Source organism: Hymenobacter ruber, from assembly GCF_054783255.1.
Window position 1 is genome coordinate 620,720 of the sequence record NZ_BAAGQX010000003.1, and the last position, 12,832, is coordinate 633,551.

Here is a 12,832-nt window from a genome sequence, read left to right on the forward strand (position 1 = left end):
GATACCTTATGCGGCATCCACCTATTTAATTGTCCTAATTGTCGAGTTATTCCAGCTGAATGATAAATAGTTAGTACCTGATATCGGGATGACCGGTCAGTTGCGGGTCGCTTTCTTCGCCCACCAAGTAGCTACCCACCTGCAACATGAGGCCGATGGGTGCCAACGGCGCTACTGGGGGCGGCGTGCGCCGCCACGCCGCCATGCTGGGCGCATACCGGGCATCGGCCGGCAGGGGCAATGGCCGCAACGCAATGCGGGCCCGAACCGCCCGACGACGCCACCGCATATACCCTGCCCGCTTGTACCGAAATCGAAAATGTGTCATAGCCAAAGTTGTTTTAGTTCTAATTCGTCAAAGTTCTGGCAAACGTTGCCTGACCGGCAGATTTTACGACCAATTATAAATTTTAGGCGATGAATACAATTGATAGCTCGTCGGCTTTTTGCGCCTGAATGGCTAAGCGCACGGGCCGTAGTAGCTTCGCCGCTGCTTCCTGCCCCCCCGTATTACAAGCACCACCCTCCTCATGGCCTCCCCTGCCCCATTCTCTCCCACCACCGAACGCCTCACCGTGATGGGCGCCGGGTTGGTGGGCTCCTTGCTGTCGTTGTATCTGGCCCGCCGCGGCCATGCCGTGGAAGTCTTTGAGCGGCGGAACGACCCGCGCCGGGCCGGCTTCCAGGAGGGGCGCTCCATCAACCTGGCGCTGTCGGACCGGGGCTGGAAGGCCCTGGGCGGCGTGGGCGTGGCCGACGACATCCGCCAGGTGGGCATCCCGATGAGCGGCCGCGTGATGCACGACGTGCACGGCAACCTCACCCGCCAGCCCTATGGGCACGACGGGCAGGCCATCTACTCCGTAAACCGGGGCCACCTCAACCGCCGCCTGCTCGACCTGGCCGAGGCCCAGCCCGGCGTGACGCTGCACTTCGGCCAGCAGTGCCTCGGCATCGACCTCAAAGCCAAAGAGCTGCACCTGCGCGACACCGTTACCCAGCAGGAGCACCACGAACCCTACACCCGCCTGTTTGGCACCGACGGGGCCTTTTCGGCCGTGCGCAGCACCTTGCAGCGCACCGACCGCTTCGATTACTCGCAGGACTTTCTCGACTACGGCTACAAGGAACTGACCATTGCCGCCGGACCGGGCGGCGCGTGGCAGCTCGAGAAAAACGCCCTGCACATCTGGCCGCGCGGGCAGTACCTGATGATTGCGCTGCCCAACCTCGACGGCTCCTTCAACGCCACGCTGTTTTTTCCTTTTGAAGGCCCCGAGAGCTTTGCCGCCCTGCAAACCCCGGCCGATGTCACGGCCTTTTTCGACCGCGTGTTTCCCGACGCCGTGCCGCTCATGCCGGCCCTGACGGAGGAGTTTTTTGCGCATCCCACGGGCTCGCTCGTCACCGTGAAGTGCTTTCCGTGGAAATACGGCGACGACGTGCTGCTGCTCGGCGATGCGGCGCATGCCATTGTGCCCTTCTACGGCCAGGGCATGAATGCCGGCTTTGAGGACTGCACCGTGCTCAACGCCTTATTCAACGCGCACGGCGATTCGGCCTGGGACGTCATTTTTGCCGAGTTCCAGGCCCAGCGCAAGCCCAACAACGACGCCATGGCCGACCTGGCCCTCTACAACTTCGTGGAGATGCGCGACCGCGTGGCCGACCCTAACTTCCTGCTGCAAAAGAAAATTGAGGCGAAAATATCGGCCCAGTTTTCCGGCCGGTGGGTGCCGCTATACTCGCAGGTTACGTTCTCCGACACGCCTTATGCCGAGGCTTGGGCCGCTGGGCAGCGCCAGGATGCCATCATGGCCCGCCTTATGCCCCACATCAAGGCCGAGGCCGACTATGACCTGCCGGAAGTGCAGGCGCTGGTGCAACAGGAAATGGCTGCCACGAACCAGCCGGATTCAACACCGGTTGATTAGCGCAGGGCCAGCTCGCTGCTGTCAAGTGGCAGCAGGGTCTCGGTCTGGTGCTGGCACAGCACGGCGTAGGCATCGCGCTGGCTGGGGGCCAATACGCGCCGCACAGCCTGCCGGTATTGCTGTAGAGCTTCGGAGGTGTCGGCGGCGGTCACGGCCAGCGACAGTGCCTGAAATTTGGCGGTGGTATAGGCCTGCACGGCGTGCTGCTGGGCATTGTTGAGCACCAGGGCATCGGCCAGAAAACTGCTGACGCGTCGGGCTTCGTACAGTTGTCCCGAGAAGCTCGGGGTGGCCATTTCATTGCGGGCTTCGGCTTGCGCCGTGGTGAGCGGCTTGGGGTGGTCGGCGGCCCGGGCTCCCGCAGCAGTCATCCATCCCATCAACAACAAGCCAAGCGTACGCGTCCAAATCATAACCAAAAAAGCTGGAGCGGCAGGTCAGATAGCCGCTTTATTTATTGCATTTTATCCTTGTCAAAACTAAACAGTACGTATTTCGGTAGCTTATCCTTACAGGCGATTGGCATGTTTTGCCCCCTGAGTGGTTACTTTATATCGGCGAAGAATTTGACACCTTGCTCCATTAACTGAATCCTGCTCTTTCTTTTTACTATCCTATGATGACTTGCGCCATTATCGACGACGATGAAATCAACCGGCTTACGCTGGAGCATTACGTCGAGCTAACGCCCAACCTGAAGCTGGTGGCCTCGCTGGCCGACGGCATTGCCGGGCTCACGTTTTTCCGCGAAGGCAATAAAGTCGACGTCCTGTTTCTGGATATTGAAATGCCGCACCTCAGCGGCCTGGAGCTGCTGCGCGTGCTATCCGACCCGCCCGAAGTCATTATCACCACCGCCCGGCAGGATTTTGCCGTCGACGCCTTTGAGCTGCGCGTGACCGACTACCTGGTGAAACCGTTTGACTTTGCCCGCTTTACGCAGGCGGTGCAGCGGGTGGCTTCGCGCCGTGCGCCGGCAGCCAGCACCGCCGCTCCCGCCGCCGATAGCCCCACCAGCGCCGACCTGTTTGTGAAGGTAAACAGCCGCATGGTGCGCATCAATTTCGATGATGTGCTGTACGTCGAAGCGTTGTCGGATTACGTCAACATTGTGACGCCCAAGCACAAGTACATTGTGTACACTACGCTCAAGGCGCTGGAAAACCGGCTGGCCTCGTTCCCGAATTTCATGCGGGTACACCGCAGCTACCTGCTCAACACCCAGCACATCGAATCCATTGAGGACAACACGGCCAACCTGAGCGGCGGCCATTTTGTGCCCATTGGCAAGTCGTATCAGGAAGCCTTTTTCAAGGGCTTGCAGCGCATTTAAGCTTCTTCGGGCGCTTCGGGTATTTTGATGGCTGGCACTTGCTTGTACACCGGCAGCTCGTAGAACGGGCGAAGCAGGCGCACTACGTCGAGGGCGTCGGCCAGGGCCTCGTGGGCCACTTCGCGCTCCAGGCCGGCCCGGGCCTTGCAGATGCTCATGCTGGGCAGGCGCGAGTCTTTGCGCCAGTTGAGGTAGAACGCGGCGGGGTCGAGCATGGCGGGCTCGGCGCGCACCAGGGTGCCCCAGCCGGGCAGCTCTTTGAGAAAGCCCAGGTCGAACACGGCAATGTTTTTGCCGGCCATGGTCACGCTCACGCAATCGTGCTTATCAGGCCGGAAGCCGTGGAGCAGCAGGAATTCGCGCAGCTGGGGCAGCAGCTCGGCGGGCGTGCACAGCTCGGGGTTGGGCTCTTTCCGGGCCAATTCCTCAAACAGGCGGGCATTGAGGGCAATGGCCCCGGCAGTGCCCGCGTACTCGGGGTGGCGCACTACGCGCCGGAAGGCTGGCAGCTCGGCTAGCGGCAGCGGGTGGCGGGAGTCTTCCACCACGGCGGCCAGCTCCAGAATCTGGTGACGGGTGGGGTTCGAGCCGGAGGTTTCGAGGTCGAGGGAAACGTAGCGCATAAGGAGCGGGTGTACGGAAGTGGGCAGCTGGCCGACGTGTCGGAGCGGCGATGCCGACCGGGGCCATCTCTGGCTCAGCGCGTGGCTGAGCATTGGCGGTCGTTCGGCCAAGGCATTGCAGGACGGGATTAAAAGGACATTAAAAACAACGAACTGAGTTCAACGGCTAAAAATGCGGTACAGCCCAGCTCGCAATTTTACCGTTTCCCAATTCGTTCTTATTCAGGCAAAACGCAATCGGCGGAATTGGATATCTGCTAATTGGCTTACCGCCAGCGGCCCATAGGCGGCGCAGCCTGCGGGCGCAGGGCGCATTTTCCAAGCTCTCTCACCTGACATTCATTATCTTCGACTCTTAGGTTGATGCCGCAGTCGCTACCCCGATGAGCATTTCAGCCAGTTGCCTTTCCTCCATTGCTTTTTTACGGCATTGCGCACCCTCCTTCAGCTAGCACGGCCGGAGCCATGGCGAGCTATGTTCTTTTGCCTCCTGCGGCCCGGCCCGTAGAGCCACCTCCTCTCTGACCATGAAAACATTCTACATTTCACTGCTGGCACTTCTGTCCATGCTGGGGCGTAGTGCCCCGGCCCTGGGCCAGCAACGGCCGGCATCGGAGCCCCTGGCAGCCGCCGTGGAGGCTGCTACCGCCCGGTACAACAAGTCCTTCGTGGGGTCGCCGCAGCTGTACAACGGCCCGGAATACGTGGACTACTCCCTGCGCTACCACGCCCGCACAGGCCACCAGTTTTTTGCCACGCCGGACAAAATGCCCGGCAGCGTGTACTACAACGACCACTACTTCCCCAACCTGCGGCTGGCTTACGATGTGGTCCTGGAGCAGGTAATAATCACGCAGCCGACCAGCCCGCTGAACTTGCGGCTCATCAACGAGCACGTGCGCAAATTCACCATTGACAACCATCATTTTGTTCGTATTCAGTCAGATAGTAGCACTGGCCGGGTGCTGAACACGGGCTACTACGAACTGCTGGTGGATGACAGCCGCCTGCAGGTACTGGCCAAACGGGCGAAGAACCTGCAGGAGGTACCGGCCCAGGGCTTCCTCAACGCAGAGTTTATAACAGTCGATAGGTTCTACCTAAAAAAGGCGGGGGTTTACTCGCCCATCAATAGCAAGAGCGCCGTTTTGCGCGCGCTTGCCGACCACAAGAAAGAGGTGCAGCAGCACATCCGGGAGAAAAAGCTGCGCTTCGGCAAAGCCGATTTCGGCGCCTCCGTGACGGAGTTGGCGCTATACTACGTGAGCCTGCTGCCGCAGCCGTAACGCGGCAGTTGTGGTCCCGCACCTTATCCAATAGCCTTTCCGTTCCTTTTATCTTCTCGATTCGATGAAGCAAGCTTATACCTTAGTGTTGCTGTTGTTGTTTGGCCTGCTGGCACTGCCCGGCCACGGGCAGCAGCAAGCGCCCAAACTGGTGAGCGGTACGTTCAGCCACATGCCGTTTGGACAGTTTGTGGGCCAAGTGGAGGCTCAGACGGGCCTGAAGTTTTACTTCGACCCGGCGGCTGTCGACAGCCTGTTTGTGACGGTGCAGGCCCAGAGCCAGCCCGTGGCCACGGTGCTGGAACAGGCGCTGCAAAACACGAAATTCCACTTCACCACCGACAACGAGGGCCGCGTATTCGTGTACCAGGGCAAGGCCATTGAGCCGATGGTGATGGCCGACTTTCTCAGCCCGCAGCCGGTGGAAGCTTCGGATGTGGCCGCGCGCCCCGACAATACTGACCTGCCGGCCACGCCCACCGGCCGCTCGCGCTACGTGAGCGCCGCCGAGTACAAGGTGTATGAAATTGGCAGCGGCGGCACGGGGCGGGCCACGCTAGCCGGCCATATCCGCGACCTGAAATCGGGCGAGCCGGTGATTGGCGCGTCCATCTACTCCGAATCGCCCAACGTGGGGGCCAGCACCGACCAGTTCGGGGCCTACTCCCTCACGCTGCCGGTGGGCCGCTACGACCTGAAAGTACGGGGCGTGGGCATCAAGAACACCATGCGCAAGGTGGTGCTGCGCGGCAACGGTAAGCTGGAGATTGAGGTGGAGGAAGACATTGTGACCCTGAAGGAAGTGGTGATTGAGGCCGAGAAGGACAAGAACGTTTCGGGCATGCAGATGGGCCTCGAAAAGATTGACATCAAGACCATGAAGCAGGTGCCCACGGCCTTCGGCGAAACCGACTTGCTGCGGGTGGTGCTCACGCTGCCGGGCGTGAAATCGGTGGGCGAGGGCAGCACCGGCCTGAACGTGCGCGGCGGTGCTACCGACCAGAACCTGATTCTGTTCAACGATGCCACGCTGTATAATCCGTCGCACTTGTTCGGCTTTTTCTCGGCCTTCAACCCCGACATTCTGCAGGGCGTGGAGCTGTATAAAAGCGCCATTCCGGCCAAATACGGCGGGCGGCTGTCGTCGGTGCTGGACATCACCACCCGCGAGGGCAACAAGAAAAAATTTGCCGGCTCGGGCGGGGTTGGGCCGCTCACGAGCCGTCTCACGCTGGAAGGGCCGCTGGTGAAGGACAAAAGTGCCTTCATTGTGAGCGGGCGCGCCAGCTATTCCGACTGGATTTTGAAGCAGCTGAACGACAAGAACTTTGCTAAAAGCTCGGCTGCATTTTATGACCTTACCGCCTACGTCAGCCACGAGTTCAACGACAAAAACTCGATTTATGCCACGGCTTACATGAGCTCGGACCGGTTCCGGCTGGCCAGCGATACCACGTACCGCTACCTCAACCAGACAGCCAGCCTGAAATGGCGGCACACCTTCAACAACAAGCTGTACGGCGTGCTGACCGGGGCCTACAGCCACTATGACTACAACGTGAGCAGCGACGGCAACAAGGTGAATGCTTACGAGTTGAAATACAGCATTGACCAGCCGGCGCTACGGGCCGATTTCAGCTTTTTCCCCAACTCGCGCCACACGGTGGACTTTGGCGTGAGCTCGCAGTTCTACCGCATTGCGCCGGGCAGCTTCACGCCGCTGGGCACCGAGTCGCTGGTAACGCCCAACGTGCTGCCCCGCGAGCAGGGGCTGGAAAGCGCCATCTACGCTTCTGACCGGTTCGACATCACCACGCGCTTTTCGCTGAGCCTAGGGTTGCGCTACTCTCTGTACCAAGCCCTGGGGCCGCGCGATGTGTACCAGTACGCCCCCGGCGAGTCGCGCACCGAAAATACGCTGCTCGACACCCTGCACTATGCTTCGGGCAAAACCGTGGCCACCTACCACGGCCCGGAATACCGCGTGTCGGCGCGCTACTCGCTCAACGACCGGTCGTCGGTGAAGGCGGGCTACACGCGCACCCGCCAGTACATTCACCAGCTCACGAACACGGCCTCCGTGTCGCCCACCGACATCTGGAAGCTGAGCGACGGCAACGTGCGCCCCCAGATTGGCGACCAGTTTTCGGTGGGGTACTACCGCAACTTCAAGTCGAACACCATTGAGGCCTCCATCGAGACCTACTACAAGTCGCTGCGCGATTTTGTGGACTACAAGAGCGGGGCCACGCTGGTCCTCAACCCGCACATCGAAACCGACATCATCAATGCTCAGGGCAAAGCCTACGGTGTGGAAGTATTTGTGAAGAAGCTGACCGGCAAGGTGAACGGCTGGGTGAGCTACACCTATTCGCGCTCGCTGGTGCGGGCCAATGCCGGCACCCCGGCCGATGTGATTAACGGCGGCAACTACTACCCGAGCAATTTCGACAAGCCCCACGATTTTACGATGGTGGGCAACTACCGCTTCAGCCGGCGCTTCAGCTCCTCGCTCAACTTTACGTACAGCACGGGCCGGCCCATCACCCTGCCCCTGGCCGAGTACTACGTGGGCAACTCGCTGCGCGTGTACTACTCGGACCGCAACGCCTACCGCGTGCCCGACTACTACCGCGTGGACCTGGCCCTGAACATCGAGGGCAGCCACAAGGTGAAGAAGCTGGCCCACAGCTCCTGGACGGTGGGCGTGTACAACCTCACCGGCCGCCGCAACCCGTACTCCATCTACTTCAAGGCAACGAACGGGCAGATTAAAGGGTACCAGCTGTCCATCTTCGGCCAGCCCATCCCGACGGTGACATACAACTTCAAATTCTAGCCCGCTATGCGTCCTGCTTTTCCTTTGGTGTGCCGGGGGCTGGCTTGGCTGCTGGTGTTGTTGCTACCGGCCTGCGTCGACCCGTACTCGCCCGAGATTCTGGCCGCCAAGCGCAGCTACTTGGTAGTGGATGGCTTCATCAACAGCCAGGGCGTGACCACCATCAAGCTCTCGCGCACGTTTGCCATCTCCTCGCTGCCCAAGGTGCCTAACGAAACCCGCGCCACGGTGTACATCGAGGACGTGGCCGGGGCCCGCTTTCCCCTGGCCGAGGGCGCAACCGGGACATACACCTCGGCTTACCTGATGCTTACCACAGGCCGCACCTACCGGTTGCGCATTGCCACGGCCGCCGGCGTGCTCTATGCCTCTGATTTCGTGCCGGCCAAAACCACGCCGCCCATCGACGCGGTGGACTGGCGGGCCGAAAGCACCGGCCTGGGCATTTACGTGAGTGCCCACGACGACACCAAAGCCACCCAGTACTACCGCTGGGAATACGAGGAGACCTGGGAGATTATCCCGCCGTTCAGTCCTTCCATTGAATTCGCAAACAATACAATACGGCCCATCCGGGTGCTTTACCCGGCCCAGTGCTGGGGCAATGAGCGGGCCGCCGCCATCCAGCTGGCCAAAACCACGGCCTTGAGCAAGGACATTGTATCCGACCTTTTATTGCGCCGCCTGGCCCGCACCTCCGACCGGCTTTACCGCCGCTACAGCGTGCTGGTGCAGCAGTACGCCCTCACCAAGGAAGAATACACCTATTGGGAGCTGCTGCGCAAAAACACGGAAAGCCTGGGCACGCTCTTCGACCCGCAACCCAGCCAGCTCACCGGCAACGTGCACTGCCTGAGCAACGACACCGAGCTGGCGTTCGGTTTTGTGGGCGCGCACTCGCTGGTCCAAAAACGCATTTTTATTGAACGCGGCCAGCTGCCCTTCGACTGGCCGTTTGTGAATGGCTACGAAGCCTGCGTGCCGCCCGATACGGCCAAAGGGAATTACATCCCGCTGCTGCGCACAGGCTTCGTAGTGCCCGTGAGTGAGGTCAGGGATGGCATCACCGTTTCGTCCCTGGACTGCGTCGACTGCCGGCGACGGGGCTCTTCTAACCGGCCGGCGTTCTGGTGAAGGCGGCCGCACCTGCTACTTCAACGCCCGGCCACGCCTTTGGCAACCTGCCCGCGCCAGCCGAGTGATTTTGCTTCTACTTTCCACTTCAACTTTCCGATGCGTATTATCTCCCCTTACTCCCGACTGCTGGTGTGGCTGCTGGTGCTGCTGCTGCCGGCCTGCGTCGACCCATACTCACCTGATATTCTGGCCGCCAAGCGCAGCTACCTCGTTGTCGATGGCTTCATCAACAGCCAGGGCGTGACCACCATCAAGCTCTCGCGCACGTTTGCCATCTCCTCGCTGCCCAAGGTGCCCACCGAAACCCGCGCCACGGTGTACATCGAGGACATGGTTGGAGCCCGGTACAACCTCACCGAAAGCCTGACCGGCACATACACCTCGGCTTACCTCACGCTTAATCCGGCCCGTACCTACCGGTTGCGCATTGCCACGGCCGCCGGCGTGCTCTATGCCTCTGATTTCGTGCCGGCCAAAACCACGCCGCCCATCGACGCGGTGGACTGGCGGCCCGAAAGCACCAGCATGGGCATCTACGTCAGCGCCCACGATGATGCCCGCGCCACCCAGTACTACCGCTGGGAATACGAGGAGACCTGGGAGATTATTCCTTCCGTTAGGCCTGTACTGGAGTTCTACAACAATGCCATCATTCCCATTCGGGTGCCCTATCCTACGCTGTGCTGGGGCAATGAGCGGGCGGTAGCCATTCAGCTGGCCAAAACCACGGCCCTAAACAAGGATGTCGTGTCGGATTTCCTGCTACGCCGCCTAGCCCGCACTTCCGAGCGGCTGTTTCGCCGCTACAGCATCCTGGTGCAGCAGCACGCCCTCACCAAGGAAGAATACACCTACTGGGAAGCCTTGCAAAAGAATACGGAAAGCCTGGGCACGCTCTTCGACCCGCAGCCCAGCCAGCTCACCGGCAACGTGCACTGCCTGAGCAACGACACCGAGCTGGCGTTCGGTTTTGTGGGCGCGCACTCGCTGGTCCAAAAACGCATTTTTATTGAACGCGGCCAGCTGCCGCTCGACTGGCCGTACAACAACGGCTACGCCGGCTGCTCCCCGCCCGATACGCTGGACCCCAAAGTTCGCCCCATTCCATTTTTTACCGCGGGCTATTCCGTACCGGTTAGTCAGATTCCGGGAACCTACCTCATCTCGTCGCCGGACTGCGTGGACTGCCGCCGCCGGGGCTCGGCTACACGCCCATCGTTCTGGTAATCCATTTGTTTTTGCGACTTTGTTTATGATTAACACTTTCATCGCATCCCGCCAACGGCGCTCTCCGGCTTTTGCCAGCCTGTTTGTGGCGGGCCTGGTCGGCGTGGCTCCGGCCTGGGGCCAGGCCGATACGCTGGCCAGCCTGCCGCGCCAGCTGGCGCGCTATGAAAAGGCCCGGATTCAGGAAAAACTCTTTCTGCACCTGGACCGGCCCGTGTACCTCAGTGGCGAAACCATGTGGTTTAAGGTGTACGCTGTGGACGGCACCTACTCGCGCCCTCTCACGCTGAGCAGCGTGGCTTACGTGGAAGTACTCGATGCCAAAAATCACCCTGTGCTGCAGGGTAAGATTGCGCTGAAGAATGCCGTTGGGCAGGGTTCCTTCGTGGTGCCGGCCTCGGTGGCCTCGGGCAGCTACACTGTGCGGGCCTACACAAGCTGGATGAAAAACTTCGCGCCCGAAGCCTACTTCCACAGCCCGGTAACGGTGCTGAACACCTTTGTGGCGTCGGGGGCGGCAGCCCGCCCGGCCAAGGATTCGGTGGCTTTTGAAGCGCAGTTTTTTCCGGAAGGCGGCAACCTGGTACAGGGCCTGCGCAGCAAAGTGGCCGTGCAGGTAACCGGCCCGGCCGGCCGCGGCGTGGCCGCCACCGGCAAAGTGCTGAACCAGAAAGGGGCCGTGGTGGCTACATTCAGCACCCTGCGGCTGGGCATGGGCAGCTTTCTGTTTACGCCGACTTCGGCCCAGGACACCTACACGGCGGTGCTCACGCTGGGTCCAGGCCAAACCATCAGCCGGCCGCTGCCCCGCGTTTTCGCCCAGGGCTACGTCATGCACCTGGAGCGCAGCGACCCGAACCAGCTCACGCTGACTGTTGATGCCACGCAACGGCCGACCGAAACCCTGTTTCTGCTGGCGCACTCCCGGCAGCAAACGGCGCTGGCCACCCGCATGCAGCTGGTGAACGGCCACGCTATCTATGTTTTCCGCCCCGACCAGCTGCTCGGAGGCGTGTCGCACTTCACCGTGTTCAACGAAGCGCAGCAGCCCGTGGCCGAGCGGCTGTATTTTCAGCGCCCCACGCCGGGCCTGACCCTCACGGCCCAGGCCGACAAGCCCCAGTATGGCCCGCGCGACAAAGTGCAGGTGCAGCTGGCACTGGGCGGGCTGGCCCCCACGGCCAACGCCAGCCTCTCGATGGCCGTGTACCGCCTCGACTCGCTCGCGGCCACGCCGGCCCAGTCCATCGACCGGTATCTGGGCCTGACCTCGGAGCTGAAGGGCACCGTGGAAAACCCGGACTATTATTTCACCGCCAACGACCCCGAAGCCGCCGATAATCTGATGCTGACCCAGGGCTGGAGCCGGTTTCGGTGGGAGGACGTGCTGGCCCAGTCGCTGCCGGCGCCCAAGTTTCTGCCCGAGCCCAACGGCCCCGTGGTGCAGGCCCGGCTCACGCGGGCGGGCACTACCACGCCGCGCCCGGGCGTGATGACCTACTTATCCTCGCCGAGCCGCATCATTCGCCTGACCAATGCTGTGAGCAACGAGGAGGGCCTGGTGCAGTTCGAGATGCACCATTTCGATGGCCCGCAGGACCTGGTGGTGCAAACGGACCCGCAACAGGACAGCACCTGCCAGATTCAGCTGATTGAGCCGTTCTCGACGCGCTACCGCAGTGGGGGGCCGGGTCTGACGTATGGCCTCACGCCCCTCTTCCAGCCCGACTACGAAAAACGCCACCTGCAGGCACAGGTACAGAACCTCTACTTCGGCAAGTACCGCAACCTGTATGCCCGCGAGCGGGTCGACAGTCTGGCATTCTATGGCAAGCCCGACGAAACCTACCTGCTGGATAAGTACACCCGCTTCAAGGTACTGGAAGAAGTGCTGCGCGAGTATGTGCCCGGCGTGGTGGTCCGGATTCGGAAGAACGGCTTCCACTTTCTGGTGGCCGACAAGGTGAATAAAACCCTGCTCGAAGAAAACCCCATGGTACTGCTCGACGGGGTGCCCGTGTTCAACACCAATAAGATGATGGCCATGCCGGCCATCAAGATTCGGAAGCTGGAAGTCGTTGACAGTCGGTATTTTCAGGGACTGGCCGTGTACAACGGCGTGGTTAGCTTCAGCACCTACAAAGGCGACCTGGAAGGCTTCCAGCTCGACCCGCGGGTGCTGGTGGAGCGCTACGAAGGCGTGCAGCGCCAGCGCGAGTTTTACGCCCCGCGCTACGACACGCCCACGGCCGCCCAAAGCCGCCTGCCCGACCTCCGTAACCTCCTCTACTGGAATCCGAATATCACCGCAACCGGCGCTCAGCCCCAGACGCTCAGCTTTTTCACCGGCGACCAGGCCGGCCGCTACCTGGTAGTGATGCAGGGCCTGACTGCTGATGGACAGCCGGCCAGCCAGCAAATGGTGCTGGAAGTGAAGCCGACACTATAGGTTT

10 protein-coding genes are annotated in these 12,832 nt (G+C 61.2%); 7 read left to right on the forward strand and 3 right to left on the reverse strand.

Annotated features, from left to right (window positions below; all coding sequences use genetic code 11):
* Positions 1–70: 70 nt before the first annotated feature.
* A complete protein-coding gene (locus ACYVM5_RS09575; RefSeq protein WP_460617897.1) occupies positions 71–328 on the reverse strand; it encodes a hypothetical protein in 258 nt (85 codons plus the stop codon).
* 202 nt (positions 329–530) lie between these two features.
* On the opposite strand from ACYVM5_RS09575, the gene ACYVM5_RS09580 reads away from it, so the two are divergent.
* A complete protein-coding gene (locus ACYVM5_RS09580; RefSeq protein ID WP_460617898.1) occupies positions 531–1,934 on the forward strand; it encodes an FAD-dependent oxidoreductase in 1,404 nt (467 codons plus the stop codon).
* On the opposite strand, the gene ACYVM5_RS09585 is transcribed toward ACYVM5_RS09580, so the two are convergent.
* Positions 1,931–2,347 carry a hypothetical protein gene (locus tag ACYVM5_RS09585; RefSeq protein ID WP_460617899.1) on the reverse strand — a complete coding sequence of 139 codons (417 nt, stop codon included), beginning with the start codon at positions 2,345–2,347 and terminating at the stop codon, positions 1,931–1,933. The two genes, ACYVM5_RS09580 and ACYVM5_RS09585, sit on opposite strands and share 4 nt — an antisense overlap.
* A 203-nt stretch (positions 2,348–2,550) precedes the next feature.
* Between ACYVM5_RS09585 and ACYVM5_RS09590 the strand changes: the two genes are divergently transcribed.
* The gene (locus ACYVM5_RS09590) at positions 2,551–3,267 is read left to right on the forward strand and encodes a LytR/AlgR family response regulator transcription factor (RefSeq protein WP_460617900.1); all 717 of its coding nucleotides are present in this window, start codon (positions 2,551–2,553) and stop codon (positions 3,265–3,267) included.
* Here ACYVM5_RS09590 and ACYVM5_RS09595 read toward each other — a convergent pair.
* The gene (locus ACYVM5_RS09595) at positions 3,264–3,890 is read right to left on the reverse strand and encodes a 3'-5' exonuclease (protein WP_460617901.1); all 627 of its coding nucleotides are present in this window, start codon (positions 3,888–3,890) and stop codon (positions 3,264–3,266) included. The two genes, ACYVM5_RS09590 and ACYVM5_RS09595, sit on opposite strands and share 4 nt — an antisense overlap.
* 527 nt (positions 3,891–4,417) lie before the next feature.
* Here ACYVM5_RS09595 and ACYVM5_RS09600 point away from each other — a divergent pair.
* From ACYVM5_RS09600 to ACYVM5_RS09620, 5 genes are all read left to right on the forward strand, one after another.
* Complete coding sequence (locus ACYVM5_RS09600) at positions 4,418–5,176, forward strand: hypothetical protein (RefSeq protein ID WP_460617902.1); 759 nt, start codon at positions 4,418–4,420, stop codon at positions 5,174–5,176.
* Positions 5,177–5,240: 64 nt separating this feature from the next.
* On the forward strand, positions 5,241–8,015 hold the full coding sequence (locus tag ACYVM5_RS09605) for a TonB-dependent receptor (RefSeq protein WP_460617903.1): 2,775 nt from the start codon (positions 5,241–5,243) through the stop codon (positions 8,013–8,015).
* A gap of 6 nt (positions 8,016–8,021) precedes the next feature.
* Positions 8,022–9,149, forward strand: a complete 1,128-nt coding sequence (locus tag ACYVM5_RS09610) for a DUF4249 domain-containing protein (RefSeq protein WP_460617904.1) — start codon at positions 8,022–8,024, stop codon at positions 9,147–9,149.
* A 99-nt stretch (positions 9,150–9,248) separates the two neighbouring features.
* Positions 9,249–10,379 (forward strand): DUF4249 domain-containing protein, encoded by a 1,131-nt coding sequence (locus ACYVM5_RS09615; RefSeq protein WP_460617905.1) that lies wholly within the window; start codon positions 9,249–9,251, stop codon positions 10,377–10,379.
* 25 nt (positions 10,380–10,404) lie between these two features.
* Positions 10,405–12,828 (forward strand): MG2 domain-containing protein, encoded by a 2,424-nt coding sequence (locus ACYVM5_RS09620; protein ID WP_460617906.1) that lies wholly within the window; start codon positions 10,405–10,407, stop codon positions 12,826–12,828.
* Positions 12,829–12,832 lie beyond the last annotated feature (4 nt).